General features: G+C 60.2%; 15 protein-coding genes. 4 read left to right on the forward strand and 11 right to left on the reverse strand.

Features of this window, described 5'->3' with window-relative positions; translation table 11 throughout:
* Positions 1–7 precede the first annotated feature (7 nt).
* From I6E73_RS03490 to I6E73_RS03525, 8 genes are all read right to left on the reverse strand, one after another.
* On the reverse strand, positions 8–655 hold the full coding sequence (locus I6E73_RS03490; protein WP_231600541.1) for a CGNR zinc finger domain-containing protein: 648 nt from the start codon (positions 653–655) through the stop codon (positions 8–10).
* A gap of 84 nt (positions 656–739) precedes the next feature.
* Entirely contained in the window at positions 740–1,207 is a 468-nt protein-coding gene (locus I6E73_RS03495; protein ID WP_197123185.1) for a SprT-like domain-containing protein, read from the reverse strand.
* Between the two features lie 23 nt (positions 1,208–1,230).
* Entirely contained in the window at positions 1,231–1,920 is a 690-nt protein-coding gene (locus tag I6E73_RS03500) for a signal peptidase I (RefSeq protein WP_197123187.1), read from the reverse strand.
* Positions 1,913–2,767 carry a hypothetical protein gene (locus I6E73_RS03505; protein WP_197123189.1) on the reverse strand — a complete coding sequence of 285 codons (855 nt, stop codon included), beginning with the start codon at positions 2,765–2,767 and terminating at the stop codon, positions 1,913–1,915. The genes I6E73_RS03500 and I6E73_RS03505 overlap by 8 nt, the downstream gene beginning before the upstream one ends.
* The gene (locus tag I6E73_RS03510; RefSeq protein WP_197123191.1) at positions 2,758–3,714 is read right to left on the reverse strand and encodes a hypothetical protein; all 957 of its coding nucleotides are present in this window, start codon (positions 3,712–3,714) and stop codon (positions 2,758–2,760) included. The genes I6E73_RS03505 and I6E73_RS03510 overlap by 10 nt, the downstream gene beginning before the upstream one ends.
* Positions 3,715–3,755: 41 nt before the next feature.
* A complete protein-coding gene (locus I6E73_RS03515; protein WP_197123193.1) occupies positions 3,756–4,337 on the reverse strand; it encodes a TasA family protein in 582 nt (193 codons plus the stop codon).
* A 94-nt stretch (positions 4,338–4,431) separates the two neighbouring features.
* Positions 4,432–4,983 carry an alternate-type signal peptide domain-containing protein gene (locus I6E73_RS03520; protein ID WP_197123194.1) on the reverse strand — a complete coding sequence of 184 codons (552 nt, stop codon included), beginning with the start codon at positions 4,981–4,983 and terminating at the stop codon, positions 4,432–4,434.
* Between the two features lie 349 nt (positions 4,984–5,332).
* Positions 5,333–6,199 (reverse strand): spermidine synthase, encoded by an 867-nt coding sequence (locus tag I6E73_RS03525; protein ID WP_197106489.1) that lies wholly within the window; start codon positions 6,197–6,199, stop codon positions 5,333–5,335.
* A 79-nt stretch (positions 6,200–6,278) separates the two neighbouring features.
* Between I6E73_RS03525 and speB the strand changes: the two genes are divergently transcribed.
* The 3 genes from speB (at position 6,279) to I6E73_RS03540 (ending at position 14,954) form a co-directional block, all read left to right on the forward strand.
* Complete coding sequence (gene speB, locus I6E73_RS03530; protein WP_197123196.1) at positions 6,279–7,292, forward strand: agmatinase; 1,014 nt, start codon at positions 6,279–6,281, stop codon at positions 7,290–7,292.
* A 211-nt stretch (positions 7,293–7,503) separates the two neighbouring features.
* Complete coding sequence (rpoB, locus tag I6E73_RS03535; RefSeq protein ID WP_197106487.1) at positions 7,504–11,028, forward strand: DNA-directed RNA polymerase subunit beta; 3,525 nt, start codon at positions 7,504–7,506, stop codon at positions 11,026–11,028.
* A gap of 44 nt (positions 11,029–11,072) precedes the next feature.
* Positions 11,073–14,954, forward strand: coding sequence for a DNA-directed RNA polymerase subunit beta' (locus tag I6E73_RS03540; RefSeq protein ID WP_197123198.1), 3,882 nt, complete (start codon positions 11,073–11,075; stop codon positions 14,952–14,954).
* 87 nt (positions 14,955–15,041) lie between these two features.
* Here I6E73_RS03540 and I6E73_RS03545 read toward each other — a convergent pair whose 3' ends face one another.
* The 3 genes from I6E73_RS03545 to I6E73_RS03555 are packed head-to-tail and all read right to left on the reverse strand — an operon-like array spanning position 15,042 to position 17,868.
* Positions 15,042–16,040 carry a hypothetical protein gene (locus tag I6E73_RS03545; RefSeq protein WP_197123200.1) on the reverse strand — a complete coding sequence of 333 codons (999 nt, stop codon included), beginning with the start codon at positions 16,038–16,040 and terminating at the stop codon, positions 15,042–15,044.
* Positions 16,037–17,236, reverse strand: a complete 1,200-nt coding sequence (locus I6E73_RS03550; RefSeq protein ID WP_307784213.1) for an ATP-binding protein — start codon at positions 17,234–17,236, stop codon at positions 16,037–16,039. The genes I6E73_RS03545 and I6E73_RS03550 overlap by 4 nt, the downstream gene beginning before the upstream one ends.
* 14 nt (positions 17,237–17,250) lie before the next feature.
* Positions 17,251–17,868, reverse strand: coding sequence for a response regulator (locus I6E73_RS03555; protein WP_307784214.1), 618 nt, complete (start codon positions 17,866–17,868; stop codon positions 17,251–17,253).
* 226 nt (positions 17,869–18,094) lie between these two features.
* Between I6E73_RS03555 and I6E73_RS03560 the strand changes: the two genes are divergently transcribed.
* Positions 18,095–18,541: a hypothetical protein gene (locus I6E73_RS03560; RefSeq protein ID WP_197109472.1), complete on the forward strand. Its 447-nt coding sequence runs from the start codon at positions 18,095–18,097 to the stop codon at positions 18,539–18,541.
* Positions 18,542–18,545: the final 4 nt, after the last annotated feature.

Genomic DNA, 18,545 nt, shown 5'->3' on the forward strand with positions numbered 1-18,545 from the left:
TGCGCAGTTAGCGTGCCGCAGTGCGGGCACGGTGGCTGCGCACTTTTGCGCGGTTACCGCAGCGCTGCATCGAGCACCACCGGCGGTTATTGGAGCGTGACTCGTCGTAGAAGACGAGCGCGCAGTCATCGGCAGCGCATTCCCGGATTCGCTCGTGCTGCTCGTTGCCGAACAAGAAGACGGCTTCACGGGCCATCGTCGCAAGGGCTTGGCCGGTGCGAACGCGCGTGCGGCCTGCCTGCAGGTTTCCTCCCGCTAGCCGCGGGGGAACATCCGGTGTCGCCGCGAACAGGTTGATGATGTCGATCTGCTTCGGGTCGGGCTCACCGCTCACGCTCAGCGTGCTGGCGATCGACGCAATCGCTTCGCGTAGACCCTTCGCATCCGTGAGGTCACGATCGGTGACGGTGCCATCGCAGGCTTCGAAGCGGCCCTCAAGCCACGTCGCGAGATCGGCTGGGGTGTGCAGGCGCTCCCACTCGGGATTGTTGCCCATCGCGCCGGTGTAGGCGAAGTCGAGCGCGCGGGCGCCAGAATCGAACCACCACTGACGTGACGTGCGCGACTTAAACCATTGCCCGGTCACGCCGCCAGCGTTTTCGCTCGTAGGCGCAGGCGTAGGCGTAGGCGTAGGCGTAGGGCTGGCTGCGGGCATGCCAATAGGGGACGCGGTTTCGGGATGATGCACCTAACCATTATCGCCGGTTACGAGACACCCCGTGACCGGGTGCGCTCGCGGCTACCCTCGCGGGCGTGACACAACCCGGTGCACCCACTCGATGCGGTTGGCTGTGCTGAAACGACGCGAACACAGTCCACACGCGAGAGGCCTGGTCGGTTTGCGATAGCGAAAGTGTTTGTGGCCGGCGGGGCACGTGCCTACCCACGGGGCGAACTCATCGGCGATCGCGCCGCCATGGAGGCGCTTGCCCTCATAGCCGAGCTCTTTGGCGACGGCTTTCCACTGCGCTCCATGGCCGGCACCGGGGCCAGCCATTGCGTGCGCAATCTCATGCAGCAGGATTTGGTGGATCTCGTCATCCTCATACCGCGCAGCCAAATACCGAGACACGGAGATGCGTTTGTGCGTGTAGTTGCAGAGCCCCGCGCGCGTCTTGGCGTTGTCGAAGGTGAACTGCCAGCTGTCATCCAAGTGCAATCGGATGAGCGCATCAGCCCACACGCGCACTCGGGAAAGTTCAGCCACCTGTTGAGGCTAATCGAAAAGTTCTAGCCCAACCGCACGCGGTTATCGACCGGCTCGACCGCATCCGCGTCAGTTGCTGCTTCGATGGATGCCGCCCGATCAGCTTCGCGCTGAGCTCGCGCCCGGCGACGCTTGCGCTTGCGGGCGCTTGAGATGATGCCGCTGGTGATCATGAAGCCGGCATAGACGAAGAGGGCAATAGCGATGACGGGAACAAGCCAGGTCTTGGCGTTGCCGTTCACGAAATTGCTGACGTAACCAATCCACGGGACGCTATACCAAAGCTTGCCCTGCACCTGAACGGGCAGTACTTGCAGATCGTCGGCGACGTCGTTGTTGTCGCCCTGCAACGTGAAGGTGCGGCTGCCATCGCTCGAGTTGGTGATTGCGGTGACGCGGTGAGTAATCACACCGGCTTTGCCCGACTCGATTTGGTAGGTGATCACGTCCCCGACAATGATCTCGTTGGTGTCGATGGGCTTGACGACGATGAGCGTTCCCGGGGGAAGGCTCGGTTCCATCGAGCTTGTCAGCACGGTGAGGGGCTGCGCGCCCGCGAGGTTGGGGATGATGATGACGAGGGCGCCGACGAGCAGCACCAGGGCGAATAGTCCTCCGCTAATACCCATGCCGAGGTAGTAGAGAACTCCGTGCGATCTTTCATCGTCTGTGACGTTGTTGCGAGCGTCTGCGCGCGTCGAAATCTTAGACATCGTCAGTCTCCTTTCGCGAGCGACGACCGACGAGCCACGAAATGCCGGCGCCGATCAGCGCGGCCAAGAACAGGATCAGTACAAGGTACTCCTGGTAGAGCCGCCACGAGTTGGGGTCAAGGTTGAATGAGGTGGGAAAAGTGGGGGTGAGGCCTGACGCCGTGCCGTCCGCAGAGTCGGCTATCGCAGGGCTGGGGCTCGGAGTGAGGATAGGCAGCGTTGATGAGCTTCCGGCTCCCGTAGCTGTTGTACCGGTTCCGTTCGTTGGCCCGGGAACGGCGGGAACCACCGGAACAGTCGAGCCTGAGTTCTCGCACTGCGTTGCTGGCAGGGTTCCCGGCGTCGTATCCGAGAGGGTGAACCGCAGCGATACGGATGCCGTCGCTCCTTGACCCTGCGAGCCAGTCAAGTTGCCGAGGGCGAGAGTTGCGGTCACGGGCACGGTCTGTCCGGCGGCAATGGTCACGCCCTCGTTGGTCACGAGGCAGGGCGAGGCTCCGCTGATGGCGTGGGCTGAGCCCGCATTGCTGGGAGTACTTGTTGTCACGCTGAGCGCGTTCGCAAAGGTGGCATCCGAGTAGGACACATCTTGCATCGTGACGCGGAGGAAGCCCGCGGCGGTGCCGGTGTTGCGCACGTACACGATGTCACTTTGGCTGTCACCGGGGCTCAAGAGTGCGATGCTGTCGAAGATCACACCAGGGTAGGTGCGGGCGAACGAGACGCCATCATCGCTGACTTCAACCACTCCAACGCCGGTCGCGGCGCTCGCGGGAGTTGCCCCGAGAACGACGCCCAGGGCTACTAGTACTGCGAGGCCGGATGCCCGGCGAAGTCCTAGCCGCATGCGATGCCACTATTGCCATTGCGTGGTTGCAGCGAGATCGCAGCTGAGCTGGCAGAGGTGGATCCATTGGAAGCGACCGCTCGCACGGTCAGGCTTCCAGAATTCCCACCGCTTGCGCCATTCCCGGTATCAGTCACGATTGCGTTGCCGCTATTGTTTCCTCTGTTGGAGATGAGCGTGCTTGTGTTCGTCGTGTTGCCAATCAAGACATTGTCGAGATAGACGTTGTAGCCGCCGTTGGGTGCTGTGAAGCCGCTCGGAGTAGTCCACGAGAGGGTGATGTACTCCTTGTCGTTCTCCACGTTTTCGCACGAAATGGCGGTCGGTGCGTTCGGGACAGTGGACTCGAACACGCTCTGCGTGATCGTGCGTTTCGCTTCGGTCTGGCTGTCAGTTGCAATCCACGAAGTTCCAGCGTTCGTGCGAACAGTGAGCGTCGCAGTGAGCGACTTTCCGGCGTCAGCAGTCATGTTGCCGGTAAAGGTTGTTGAAGCACAAAGAATGGCGGAACTAGAGGGATTGATCGAAACAGGGAGCCCGCTGAGCGACACCGTCCCGGAGCTGAGCGTGGTGGACACGATTGGGGTGCTGGTGGCGCAAGCGGTGCTGCTGCCGACCCAGAGCTTCAGGCTTACGAGTGATCCGGTGAGCGTGCTTGTGCTGCTGCGAGCGATGACGAGGTCTTTCAACGATGTCGCCACCGAACCCGTGTTCTGAACAACGATCGATTTCGTGACCGTTTGATTGCTCGCGGTGTAGGTGGATGGCCCGAGGGTAGAAAACGTGGACGCTCCAGCGCTGGTTCCGGTGGTAACTGCTACGGATCCGGTAGTCGCGGTCGCGGTTGTGGAGGACGATGCAGTCCAAGCGGCAAAGCTGATGCCAGAGACCAGAGTAAGAAAGACGGCAACACCCGCGATGATCGACACCCGGGTGGAGCGTTTCATGCCTCGGTATCCCACCGTGGCGGCGCTTTCTCCTGATCGGATCACGGCTGCACCCCCGAAATCGTTGCGGTGATGGCAACGTTAGTCGACTGGGCACTCGCAGGAGCGTTGTCGGGAAGGGCAACAACGAGGCAGGCGCTCGCGGAGGCGCCAGCGGCGAGCGTGCTGCTCAGCGTTCCCGTAGGCGTTCCGGAGGTGGGGCATGCGCCGTTGGCGACGGAGATCGTGAAGGGGTTCGTCGTTGAGGAACCCGTTGCGGCAGCAGCGATCGCTGCTGAAAGCACGAGGGGCACGTCACCCGTGTTGGTGATGGTGAAGGTGCCGGTGACGGAGTTGCCTGGTGCGAGTGTTGACCAGTTCAACGACTGCGTGCCGACCGTGAGCGCAGCTGTTCCGGCGCTCAGAGTCGGCTCGGGCGTCGCGGTGAGTGACGAGTTGAGGTAGGCGTAGGTTCCGCCAGTGCCAACGAGACCGAGCGAGACGGCGATGGCGAGGACGGTGAGTGCCTTCACGACGCCCAGGGCTCCTCCGCCGAAGATGGCGAGAGGTGATGCTGCACGGCGTTGATGGCGACCGTTAACCATGTCAAGGCGGTGCGATCCGCGAACTGTTGAAGAGTTCATGGTGCACCGCCTTTCGATGAGAGAAAATTGCTAGAAATGTGAAGAGGATTGTCGGGTGTGCGTCCCCCCAGGCCGCACACCCAACTGGGTAAAACTAGTTTTGCGTGAGCGTGATGGTGAAGCCGCTGAGCGATACCGCGCCGAGCTTCGAGGTGTTCTCGGCTCCGGCAGTGGCGCTCTTCGGGTACGTGATAGTGACGGTGACCACGACGGGCTGCGTGCCAGTGGCTGCAACGACGCTTGAGGTGGATGCTCCGTTGACCGTGAAGACGGCGGACTTGGTGAGTGCTGCTGCAAGCGCGGTGTCTGCAGCAGATGAGCTTGCTGCGGTGATCGCGGTTGCGCCGAGTGCGGCGGTAGCAGCGAGGTTGTCGCCGGTCGCGGTCACGTTGAAGGTCTTGGTGTAGGTGACAGTGTCACCGGGAACGATCTTGAAGCTGGCGGGCGACGCTACGGTCGATGCGGTGCCGAGCTTCCAGCCGTCGGTCGAGCCGCTACCGGCTGCGATGTCGAGCGTGCCGGCGGCGATGCTGCCGGGCGAAGCGACGGTTACTGACGAGTTCCACGTAGCGAGGGTTCCTGCACCGCCGAGGAGAAGAGCGATTCCTGCTGCACCTGCGATTGAGCCTTTGACGAGCTTGTTCATGATTTCCTTTCGCGGCGCAGCAAAGCAGGCCGGGGCGAGTGTGGTTCGGGTAGTTCGGGTTATCAGAAGCTGTGTGCTGGTTTCGGGTTCCTGCATCTCGGACTGAGCAAACGCGAGTTTTTTGGGCTCACGCTCAACTTCCTAAGACGAACCTACATGTCCGCACTATGGAGGACAGGCCCCAGTAATGGGGGGCAGGCTATGTCCGCACCATGGGGGACTAGACGATCCTGTTTGGGGGACGAAATACCCCGATTTTGCAGGGATGTTCGTCAAAACCCGCGGAAAGGGTACAAGCGTTGTACCCCGAAAGTATCAAAACAATCGGGGTACAAGGGGACAGATCTGTCTATCCTCTACCCGGTTTGACCTGAAAAATACTTTTCGCGGGAGGGGGAGATTTCACCGCAGTGGCGTCTGTGACCACCGGGGAGCTGCCAATAAAGTCCAAAAGTTCGACCCCGGCGATCACTTTCGAGGGGTGCGGGCCGCTCGCAAGCAGGCGCGGCATCCAATGCAGGGGGAGTGCGGATGGCGACCCCACGAGCACAATGTTGCCGAAGCGGCGTCCTTTCAGGATTTGGGTCTCGGCCAGCGCCGCGACATGGCCGACCGTGTGCTTGAGGGTGGCGGCCTGGCTGCGAGCAAAAGCGAGCCCTGGGCCATCGGCAACATTGACGACGACGATGCCGTCGGGCGCGAGCAGCGTCATTGCTTCGGTATAGAACTCGATGCTCGTGACGTGGGCTGGCGTGCGCGCTCCGCTGAAGACGTCGACGACAAGAAGATCAACGGCGCCGCGCATCCCGGCCGGAAACTTTGCCAGCACTTCACGCGCATCGCCGTGACGAACGCGGATGGATGCCCGCTTCGACCACGGGAGTTCCTTGCGAACAAAATCCACGAGATCCGATTCCAGCTCCACGACCTGTTGGCGCGAGCCTGGACGTGTGGCCTCGACATAGCGGGGAAGGGTGAGGGCACCGCCGCCGAGGTGGACGGCGGTGATCGGGGCGCCGGGCTCGGAGAGCTGATCGATGACGTGTCCCATGCGCTGCACATATTCGAAGAACAGCTCGCTCGGGTCATCCATGTTGACGTGGGATTGCGGGGTGCCGTCAACGGTGAGGGTGTACGCGCCGTCAATCCACTTGTCTGGTGCAATTTCTGCATAGTGGCCGCTTAGTTTCAGGGTGGTGCTGGGGTGCTCGGCCATGGCATTGACTTTGCCACACTCCGGTTCGCCATGCAGCCACGATCGAGAGCGCTGAGGGTAGAGCGCGATACGGTGAACCATGGCCTATGTGAACCGCGAACTTCCTCCCCACTTGCAAGCGCAATTGAACGCGCAGTCCTATGTGGGGCCGGCCACCTTTGGCATGCGGCCCATGTTGAGCGAGCCGGAGCAGTTGGATTCGTGGCAGCCCGATGTCGCTGTGGTTGGCGCACCCTGGGATGACAGCACCACGAACCGCCCCGGTGCCCGCTTCGGGCCTCGTGCTCTGCGCGCCAGCGCCTACGACCCCGGCACCTATCACCTCGATCTTGGCGTCGAGATCTTCGACCACCTCAACGTTGTTGACTACGGGGATGCCATCACGAGTCACGGAATGTGGGAGCTATCGAGGGCGGCCATTTTCGATCGCGTCTCTGAAGTTGCCAGTCGTGGCATCATCCCGTTCATTATTGGCGGAGATCACTCCATCACGTGGCCGGCAGCCACGGCGGTTGCCGAGCATCATGGTTTTGGCAATGTGGTCATGATCCATTTCGATGCGCACGCCGATACGGCGAACATCCTCGAGGGCAACCTTGCCAGCCACGGAACCCCGATGCGTCGTCTCATTGAATCGGGCGCCATCCCCGGTCCTAACTTCGTGCAGGTCGGGCTGCGCGGCTACTGGCCAGGTGAAGAAGATCAGAAGTGGATGCGCGACAACGGCCTCAAGCACTTCATGATGCAGGAGTTTTGGGAGCGCGGCGTCAAGGAGATGATTCCCGAGATCATCGCGGCGGCGAAGGCTCGAGCATCCAAGGTCTATATCTCGATTGACATTGATGTGCTCGACCCCGGCTTTGCACCGGCGACAGGAACGCCCGAGCCTGGCGGCTTCGCGCCCATTGATTTGCTGCGCATCATCCGGCAAATTGTGCTCGAAACGGATGTCGTTGGTTTCGACATTATGGAGGTCGCGCCGGCCTATGACCACGCCGACATCACCGTCAATAACGCTCATCGGCTCATCTGGGAAGCCTTCGGGGCGATGGCCGCGAAGAAGCGTGCGGCGGGACTCACAGCAAACCCCTAGTCGAATTTGCGATTTAGGTCAAGAATCGAGTGGACACGGCGCGGCATCGAGGCTTATAGTAGATCCTTGCGCTCCCAGACAAATTAAGCGGTCATATTGCGGACAGCTGGGTGCCCCGAGTATAGCGGCGGGGTGTTTCTGGTGAGCATTTCATTACCGACCGTCAATTATCTTGACAGACGAACCCGACGGGGTTCACGGAGGTTGTTCCTTGGCTGCTGCGCGCGATGCGTCCACCAATAAGTCCCCGAAAAACGGCCGCTCAGCTTCGCGGCTTTCTTTCGCAAAAATCACTGACACGCTCACGGTTCCCGATCTGCTCGCCTTGCAGACCGAGAGCTTTGATTGGCTCGTCGGAAACGACATCTGGAAGAACCGTGTAACTGACGGTGTTGCCGCCGGTCGTACCGATCTGCCGACTCGTAGTGGTCTCGATGAAATCTTTGAAGAGATTTCACCGATTGAAGACCTCGGCGAGACGATGCAACTGTCGTTCACTGATCCTGAGCTTGAAGAACCCAAGTACTCGATTGACGAGTGCAAGGAGCGCGGCAAGACTTTCGCTGCGCCTCTCTACGTAAACGCTGAGTTCATGAATCACCTCACCGGTGAAATCAAGACTCAGACCGTTTTCATGGGCGACTTCCCCCTCATGACCGCTCGCGGTACCTTCATCATCAACGGAACCGAGCGCGTAGTTGTTTCGCAGCTCGTCCGTTCGCCTGGTGTGTACTTCGACCGCCAGCCAGAGAAGCTGTCCGACAAGGACATCTACTCGGCTCGTATCATCCCGAGCCGTGGTGCTTGGCTTGAGTTCGAGATCGACAAGCGCGACCAGGTCGGCGTTCGCATCGACCGCAAGCGCAAGCAGTCGGTCACGGTCTTCCTGAAGGCCCTCGGCCTCTCGAGCGAAGAGATCCTCGAGGAGTTCAAGGGCTTCCCGTCGATCGAGGCCACCTTGGAGAAGGACAACATCCTTACCAAGGAAGAGGCCCTCAAGGACATCTACCGCAAGCTTCGCCCCGGCGAGCAGGTTGCTGCTGAAGCCGCACGTGCGCTTCTTGACAACTTCTACTTCAACTCCAAGCGTTATGACCTCGCGAAGGTTGGTCGTTACAAGATCAACCGCAAGCTCGGTCTCGACACTGACATTAAAGAGTCGGTACTCACCGTTGAAGACATCATCGCGACCATCAAGTACATGGTTTCGCTTCACGACACTTCGGCACCCAACGTTTCGGTAAGCGACAGCGGTGTAGCCAGTGTTAAGGGCGTCCGCGATGGCAAGAAGGTTGCCGTTCGTCTCGACATTGACGACATCGACCACTTCGGCAACCGTCGTATCCGTGCTGTTGGTGAGCTCATCCAGAACCAGGTTCGTACCGGCCTCAGCCGTATGGAGCGTGTTGTTCGTGAGCGCATGACCACACAGGACATCGAAGCGATCACCCCGCAGACCCTGATCAACGTGCGCCCCGTCGTCGCCGCGATCAAGGAGTTCTTCGGAACGTCGCAGCTCTCGCAGTTCATGGACCAGAACAACCCGCTCGCGGGACTGACCCACAAGCGTCGCCTTTCGGCGCTGGGCCCAGGTGGTTTGAGCCGTGAGCGCGCTGGTGTTGAAGTTCGAGACGTTCACCCCTCTCACTACGGCCGTATGTGCCCGATTGAGACTCCTGAAGGCCCCAACATTGGTCTGATTGGTTCGCTCGCATCGTTCGCACGTATTAACGCATTCGGTTTCATCGAGACCCCGTACCGTCGCCTCATTGACGGCGTTGTTTCGACGACCATCGACTACCTGACTGCAAGCGACGAAGACGACTACATCGTCGCGCAGGCAAACGCACCGCTCACGAAGGACATGAAGTTCGCTGAGCCTCGCGTGCTTGCACGTAAGAAGGGTGGCGAGGTTGACCTCGTTCCCGTTGAAGACATTGCCTACATGGATGTCTCGCCGCGCCAGATGGTGTCGGTAGCGACCTCGATCATCCCGTTCCTCGAGCACGACGATGCAAACCGCGCACTCATGGGTGCCAACATGCAGCGTCAGGCTGTCCCGCTGCTGCGCAGCGAGAGCCCGCTTGTCGGAACCGGTATGGAAGCCTTCGCCGCAATTGACTCTGGTGACGTTGTCACCACGCTCAAGGCTGGTGTTGTCTCTGAGGTTTCAGCAGACGTCGTTGTTGTTCAGCTCGATGAGGGCGGAACGCAGGAGTACTTCCTGCGCAAGTTCGACCGCTCTAACCAGGGCACGAGCTACAACCACCGTGTCATCGTTAGCGCTGGAGAGCGCGTCGAGGTTGGCCAGGTCATCGCTGATGGTCCTGCAACCGAGAACGGCGAGCTCGCCCTCGGAAAGAACCTCCTCGTGGCATTCATGCCGTGGGAGGGTCACAACTTCGAGGACGCGATCATCCTGAGCCAGAACCTGGTCAAGGATGACGTACTGTCGTCGATCCACATCGAAGAATATGAAGTGGATGCTCGCGACACCAAGCTCGGTAAGGAAGAGATCACGCGCGATCTGCCGAACGTCAGCCCAGAACTTTTGGCTGACCTCGACGAGCGTGGAATCATCCGTATCGGTGCTGAGGTTCGTCCAGGCGACATCCTCGTCGGCAAGGTCACTCCTAAGGGTGAGACTGAGCTTTCGGCTGAAGAGCGCTTGCTCCGTGCCATCTTCAACGAGAAGAGCCGCGAAGTTCGCGACACCTCGCTGAAGGTTCCCCACGGTGAGCAGGGCACAATCATTGCTGTCAAGGAATTCTCCGCAGACAACGATGACGAGCTCGGCTCGGGTGTCAACCAGCGTGTTGTTGTGTACATCGCCCAGAAGCGCAAGATCACCGAAGGTGACAAGCTCGCTGGTCGTCACGGCAACAAGGGTGTTATCTCCAAGATTCTGCCTGTCGAAGACATGCCGTTCTTGGCCGATGGAACCCCGGTCGACATCATCCTGAACCCGCTCGGTATCCCCGGTCGAATGAACTTCGGTCAGGTACTCGAAACTCACCTCGGTTGGGTTGCGAAGCAGGGTTGGGAAGTTGAAGGCAAGCCGGAGTGGGCGAAGAACCTTCCTGAGGAAGCGTTCAGCGCTGCACCAGGAACCAAGGTTGCTACCCCTGTATTCGACGGTGCGTACGAAGAGGAAATCGCGGGTCTTCTTGACTCCACGACTCCTACTCGTGACGGCGTTCGTCTCATCGACCACACGGGTAAGACCCCGCTGTTCGATGGTCGTTCGGGTGAGCCGTTCCCGGCTCCCGTTTCAGTCGGTTACATGTACATCCTCAAGCTGCACCACCTCGTTGACGACAAGATCCACGCTCGTTCAACCGGTCCGTACTCCATGATTACTCAGCAGCCACTCGGTGGTAAGGCTCAGTTCGGTGGACAGCGCTTCGGTGAGATGGAAGTGTGGGCACTCGAGGCCTATGGTGCCGCATACGCTCTGCAGGAGCTTCTGACGATCAAGTCGGATGACATCCTCGGTCGCGTCAAGGTATACGAAGCCATCGTTAAGGGCGAGAACATTCAGGAGCCCGGTATCCCCGAGAGCTTCAAGGTTCTCATCAAGGAAATGCAGTCGCTGTGCCTCAACGTCGAAGTTCTTTCGGCCGACGGTTCAACGGTCAACCTGCGCGACACGGACGATGAAGCGTTCCGTGCCGCTGAAGAGTTGGGCATCAACATTTCCGCGCGGTTCGAGTCCTCGTCTGTTGACGAGATTTAACTCGACCGACCACGACTGCAGAACTTTCGAAGAGAGAAGATAAATTGCTCGACGTTCACGCGTTTGATGAAATCAAAATCGGTCTCGCTACCGCCGACGACATTCGTCGCTGGTCGCACGGTGAAGTAAAAAAGCCAGAGACCATTAACTACCGCACACTCAAGCCGGAGAAAGATGGTCTGTTCGGCGAACAGATCTTCGGACCTTCGCGCGACTGGGAGTGCTCCTGTGGCAAGTACAAGCGTGTCCGCTTTAAGGGCATCGTTTGTGAGCGCTGTGGTGTTGAAGTAACCAAGTCGGCTGTGCGCCGTGAGCGCATGGGCCACATTGAGCTTGCTGCTCCGGTTACCCACATCTGGTACTTCAAGGGTGTTCCGAGCCGTCTCGGTTACCTGCTTGACATGGCACCGAAGGACCTCGAAAAGGTCATCTACTTCGCTGCATACATGATCATTTCGGTTGACGAAGAAGGCCGTCACGCTGACCTGCCCGCGCTTGAGAACGAGATCCGTCTCGAAATCAAGACGCTTGAGGGACAGCGCGATTCCCGCATCGCTGACCGCTTGACCAAGTTCGAGGAAGACCTCGCCGCTCTTGAAGAAGAGGGTGCGAAGGCCGACCAGAAGCGTCGTGTCAAGGATGCTGCTGAGAAAGAAATGTCTCAGCTGCGCAAGTCGATCGATGAGCAGATTGCTCAGCTTGAGCGCGTGTGGGAAGACTTCCGCACCCTCAAGATCGGTGACCTGAAGCCTGAAGACTCTGTCTTCCAGGAACTGCAGGACCGTTTCGGTAGCTACTTCGAAGCATTCATGGGTGCCGAGGCAATCAAGAAGCGCCTTCAGGCCTTCGACCTTGCTCTCGAGAGCGTTGAACTGCACGACCAGATCGCGAACGGTAAGGGTCAGAAGAAGATCCGCGCCATCAAGCGCCTGCGTGTAGTCAACTCGTTCCTTCAGACCGGCAACTCGCCGGCCGCGATGGTGCTCGACGTTGTTCCGGTTATTCCTCCGGAGCTGCGCCCGATGGTTCAGTTGGATGGTGGCCGCTTCGCGACCTCCGACCTCAACGACCTCTACCGTCGTGTGATCAACCGCAACAACCGTCTGCGTCGACTCCTTGACCTCGGTGCTCCCGAGATCATCGTCAACAACGAGAAGCGCATGCTTCAGGAAGCCGTTGACGCACTGTTCGACAACGGTCGTCGTGGTCGCCCCGTCACCGGTACTGGCAACCGTGCCCTCAAGTCCCTGAGCGACATGCTCAAGGGTAAGCAGGGTCGTTTCCGCCAGAACCTGCTCGGAAAGCGCGTTGACTACTCCGGTCGTTCGGTGATCATCGTTGGACCGCAGCTCAAACTGCACCAGTGTGGTCTCCCGAAGCAGATGGCTCTCGAGCTGTTCAAGCCGTTCGTTATCAAGCGCCTGATCGACCTGAGCCACGCTCAGAACATCAAGAGCGCCAAGCGCATGGTTGAGCGTGCACGTCCGCAGGTCTGGGACGTACTCGAAGAAATCATCCGCGAGCGTCCCGTGCTGCTGAACCGTGCACCTACACTGCACCGTTTGGGCATCCAGGCATTCGAGCCTCAGCTCGTTGAGGGTAAGGCTATTCAGCTTCACCCCCTCGTCTGTGCTGCGTTCAACGCTGACTTCGACGGTGACCAGATGGCTGTTCACCTTCCGCTGTCGGTTGAAGCGCAAGCTGAAGCTCGCATCCTGATGCTCGCAAGCAACAACATCCTCAAGCCGTCTGACGGTCGCCCAGTGACTCTGCCCACCCAGGACATGATCATTGGTCTGCACCACCTGACCACGCTCAAGGAAGACGTTGCTGGCGAAGGCCGCGCGTTCTCGTCGGTTGCTGAAGCGATCTTCGCGTTCGATCAGCACTCGCTTGACCTCAACGCCAAGGTGCGTCTGCGTCTCGACAACGTGTACCTCTCTGAAGAAGATGCCCCTGAGTGCTTCGTTCAGGGTCAGTCCAAGCTCATGGAGACGACCCTCGGTCGTGCCCTCTTCAACGAGGCGCTTCCGAAGGACTACCCGTACATTGAGGCACTCGCTGACAAGGGCCAGATTTCGGCCATCGTCAACGACCTCGCTGAGCGGTACGTGAAGGTGGATGTTGCATCAGCTCTTGACGCGATCAAGGATGCTGGATTCCACTGGGCTACTCGCTCCGGTGTAACCGTTGCGCTGTCTGACATCGTGACCCCGCCGAACAAGCCGGAGATCATTGGCCGCTACGAGAAGATCGCAGCCAAGGTTCAGGGCCAGTACGAGAAGGGACTCACGACCGACGCCGAGCGTCGTCAGGAGCTCATCGAGATCTGGAACAAGGCAACCGCAGAAGTAGCGACTGCCATGCAGTCCAACTTCCGCACCGACAACAACATCAACCGCATGGTGTCGTCTGGTGCTCGTGGTAACTGGATGCAGGTTCGTCAGATCGCCGGTATGCGTGGTCTGGTATCGAACCCGAAGGGTGAGATCATTCCTCGCCCGATCGTCCACTCCTACAAGGAGGGCCTGACTGTAGCCGAGTACTTCATCTCGACTCACGGTGCTCGTAAGGGACTGGCTGACACCGCACTGCGTACTGCAGACTCGGGATACCTCACGCGTCGACTCGTTGACGTGTCGCAGGATGTCATCATTCGTGAAAACGACTGTGGCACCCGCAAGGGACTCGACATGCCGATCGCAGCGCAGAACGCTGATGGCAAGTGGATCCTCGACGACAACGTTGAGAACTCGGTCTACGCTCGCAGCCTTGCTGCGGAGGCCACCAACGATAAGGGCGATGTAGTCGCTGCTGCTGGTGCAGACGTCGGAGACGTTCTGCTCGAGAAGCTCGTTGCTGCTGGTGTTCACAGCATCAAGGTTCGTTCGGTACTCACGTGTGAGTCCGCTGTTGGTGTGTGTGCAGTCTGCTACGGCCGCTCGCTCGCAACGGGACTCCTCGTTGACATCGGTGAGGCTGTCGGAATTATCGCCGCACAGTCGATCGGTGAGCCCGGTACCCAGCTGACCATGCGTACCTTCCACACTGGTGGTGTTGCTTCGGCAGACGACATTACGCAGGGTCTTCCTCGCGTAACGGAACTCTTCGAAGCTCGTACCCCCAAGGGTGCAAGCCCCATCGCAGAAGCCGCTGGTCGCGTCACGATCGAAGACACCGACCGCAGTCGCAAGCTGATCCTCACGCCAGACAATGGTGACGAGCCCATCGCTTACCCGATCCTGCGTCGCGCAACCCTCCTCATCGAGGATGGCGAGCACGTCGAACTCGGCAAGCAGCTGCACGTGGGAAACGTTGACCCGAAGGAAGTTCTTCGTGTTCGCGGTGTCCGTGCCGTTCAGCAGCACCTCGTCGATGGTGTCCAGGGCGTTTACCGCTCGCAGGGTGTACCGATTCACGATAAGCACATTGAGGTCATCGTTCGTCAGATGCTCCGCAAGGTGACTGTTGTTGACCACGGTGACACTGGACTCCTCCCGGGTGAGCTGGTCGACCGTTCGAAGTACAACGAGCTCAACCGCGGTGTTCTCACCGAGGGCAAGGCAACGGCATCCGCGCGTCAGGAGATCTTGGGTATCACCAAGGCTTCGCTGGCAACCGAGTCGTGGCTGTCGGCTGCGTCGTTCCAGGAGACCACCCGCGTTCTTACGCAGGCGGCCATGGAAGGCAAGTCCGACCCACTCATGGGACTCAAGGAGAACGTCATCATCGGTAAGCTCATCCCGGCTGGTACGGGATTGCCGCGCTACCGCGATGTATCGGTCGAGGCAACGGAAGAGGCGAAAGCTGAACGTTACCCCAACCGCATCTTCGCTGATGATGCAAGCCTCACCGAGAGTGACTTGAGCTTCGTCGACTTCGACAGCTTCAGCTCGAATGATTCCACGCCGGGAACCTACAACTAAGTAGTCTCGGCATCACCTCCGGGTGATACCACAAAGGGCCCTCGTCATTGCGACGGGGGCCCTTTGTCGTGCGACTGAAGTTCGCCGCTAGAGCGACGGAATCTCGATGCGGGAGTACTCATCGTCATCCGCCACGAGCGTGGCGAGCAGCGGCCGGCCAGCGGGCAGCAAACGAATCGTCACCGCTCCGGTGCTGGCGGAGTCCAGAATTCGCACCGCAGCCTCCGTGATGAGGGGCAGTGTTCCATGGGGGAGAGGATGCGGGTAGCGGTCATCGAGCAAGACCACCGAAATCCCGCGCCGACGAGTGCGTTGCACTGCGGCCACAATCTCGGGCAGGTCGAGCTGACGTGCGCGCAGACTGTCTCGCAAGCGAGCCTCAGCGATGAGCAGTTCATCGCGTTCTGCCGTCGTCAACTCAACTCCATCCGCTATGCGTTGCAGCTGGGGCCCCACGGCGGAGTCGAGAGCAACGAGCCGGCGGGAACGTTCTGCTGTGCGAGCGAGTGCCGCAGCTTCCGCGGCGGCGCGGGCAGTCTCAGCCCCATGGATGCCGTCCAAGCGTTGGCTGGTGCGGCGCATGCCGAGCGAAAACAGAGATCCGACGAGCACGAATGGGCCTTGACGGGCAACGAGCACAATTGCTTCGAGAAGCCGGTCGTCGGTCGTGAAGCCCCACAGGATGACGGTAGCGCCGATCGCGGCGAATCCGATCCACGCGAGAAGGTCACGGCGGCGCAAACTGAGGTAGAACATGGCGATGGCTCCGGCGCCGACGTACCACTGCGAGAAGCCACCAGTGATGGCGTTGTCAGAGGAGATGGCAGAGGCGGCAACGCTGGCGACGATGACATACACACTCACGCCGACACCTACCCGCGGTTGAGTGTCTCGGGTGAGAACGAGCCAGATGGTGGCGAAGAGTCCGATGGATATATAGACGGGCACAGGGGAGCGCACGTCGTCCAGCGAGAGCAATGCGAGCGCTGACATCGTGACGAAGTAAATCCAGATCAAGGCGTGGGCGCCGCGGCCCGTAATCTGGGGCAGCTCAAGACGTCGGGATTGAGTAGCGTCTTGCCTCATTCGATCCAGCCCACCGTTACGCAGGTACCTTCGCCTGGTTCGGACTGCACGGTCGCGTACGCACCGGGTAGCGCCTTCACGCGGCCGAGGATGCTCACCACGATGCCGAGGCGGTTGGTGGGAACCCTGTGCGGCTCAAAGCCTTGGCCATCGTCGGTCACCGTGATTTCGACTCGGTCAGAGTCGAGGCGTAACAGCACGCCCCGACTGACGGGCTCAACGGCCGCTGCCGCATGAACCACGCTGTTGCGCAAAGCTTCGACGGTGGCTTCGATGAGCGCACTCGCGATCGACGACGGGAGCGGCGCTCGACGGGTGCCCTCGACGACGAGAGCGGCGGCATCCGTGATCTCGCTGATCGACGATGTCAGCCCCTGAATTAGGTAGTCGACATGGATGAGCTCGGGCACGCTCGCCGTGGCGTGCTTGAGTTCACTTAGCCGGGCGATGGTGCGGGCAGCCTGAACTCGGGTGGAGGTGGAAGCACTGCGGCCGGCACCCGCCGCCGCAAAGATGGTGGCGATTACTTCGTCGTGAACGAGGGCATCAAGGTGCGCCTGTTCTTCGCCTCGGGCGGTGAGGGCTGCGGCTCGCATGGTTGAGGTGCGGGCGGCGGTTGTGGCGACGTCCACTTCCCGTCCTGCCGTCATGGCGACGGTAGCTACCGCGGTGAAAGCGGCGCACACCGTGATGGTGAAGAACGCATATTGGATAGCGAGAGAGACGTCAGCACCTCCGTCAGCAAGAATGCGGATCGGGGTTATCGCGAACGAGTTTCCGAGCAAAAACGCCCACGCTGCGGCAGGACGCCAGGCAATTGCTGCGGGGACGGTGCCGAGGGCGGTGAGCCCGACAGTCCACGGGGCCATCTCAGCGGGCATCGGTCCGTTGATGAAAGCGGGAACCCAGCTGAGTACTGCCACCGTGAAGATCACGGCATATGCTCCGTGGAGAATGCGAAGCTGGTGCAGTGAGCTCCATGGGGCCACTGCCACCATCACCATCGGCGTTGCGAAGACCGCGATCCCGGCCACGAGCTGCCAATACGGGTAGGCATACTGCGCTTGATCGAAGAATGAACTGATGGTGAGCGCCAAGAAGAAGAGGGTTGCCGCCGCCAGCACGGTGGTCATGCTGCGCACGACCCCGAGTTCTGCGCCGTCCGCCGTGGGCGACAGGCGGGTGAAAGTGTTCACACTACGGCGGTCTGTCATGAGCTCGGTGGAGGCAGGATGCCGTCTTCGACTGCGCGCTTATAGAGGTCTACTTTGGTGTGGGCGGGGCGCCCCGCCATCGCGTACTTGTGGCGGATGCGGCGAACGTACTCTGCCACGGTGCTGGTGGAAAGCCCGGCACGGTGCGCGACCGCCACTGACTTATCTCCCGACGCATAGTGGGCGAGCACCTCTTGCTCTTTCGGGCTCAGGCCGGCAGCAGGCAGCTCCGGATCGGAGTCGAGTGCGGCGGCCCAGTCCGTGGTGACGACGGGGTTACCGAGCGCGGCTTCGCGCACAGCATCCACAATGACGTCTCGCGATTCAGACTTGCGCACAATGCCAAGCACGCCAGCCCGGGATGCCGCCCGCACTTCAGAGGCGTTGTCTGCTGCGGTGAAGACCAGGACGTTGAGACCGCGCTCGCGCAGCCACGCGACGTTCTGTTCGACGGAGCTGCCGTCAGAGAGGCGCACGTCGAGCACGACAAGGTCGAGGAGATCAATAACCGACTCGAGCTCGGCCACGCTCGATGCGGAGGCGAGGAGCGTGATGTCGGAGCAGTGACCGAGAAGAGACGCAAAGCCGAGCTGAACTGTTTCGTGGTCGTCCACATGTGCCACCCGGTAGGTGCGTGGCGGTTGATCCTGCGTTGTCAATGGTGCCCCGTTCGGATCAGGGTAAGCGAGTGGTTGGCAAAGAATTTGCAGTTACCCCACACAAATCTACCGGAACTTTCAGTCTGTCCCCCAAACGGGTGTCATTGATAATGACGACTGTCAGAAGTGGGCACCCAGTGACACGATCAGTCTGTAGGACTACCAAGGGGGCAGAAGGCTCGTGAATCGTCACGCCGTAAACGATCTGATCGACTGCTCGCTTCACCGTTGGTACCGCATGGTGTCGGAGTGGCGCAGCCCGGCTCCCGGAAGCGAAGCAGGATGCGTGGCTTGTCGCGAATCTGAATTTGCCACGGTGGACCGTCGCGGCCACTGGCCGCACGACCTCATCCACTCGTTCGTGGAAACTCTCGAACTTGTGACCTTTCAGCTGGCAGTCTCGATCCACGAAGAGCGTCACTGCCCCGGTACGGATGCGCGTTCGACGAAGCCGTGCTCGACCTGCCTGGCTGCGGCCCGGTCTACGGTGCAGGCCTGCGCTCACCGCCATGCGCAAGACATCTCTGACGTAATGACGGAATGTGCGCTGCCGCGATTGGCTGTTTACGTCGAAAAAAACATCAATTTGGCACTTAATGCTGCGACTCGCGGCGAATGGGCTTCCTGAAACG

This window comes from Salinibacterium sp. SWN248 (assembly GCF_015864575.1).
In the GTDB taxonomy this organism is placed as follows: Bacteria; Actinomycetota; Actinomycetes; order Actinomycetales; family Microbacteriaceae; genus Rhodoglobus.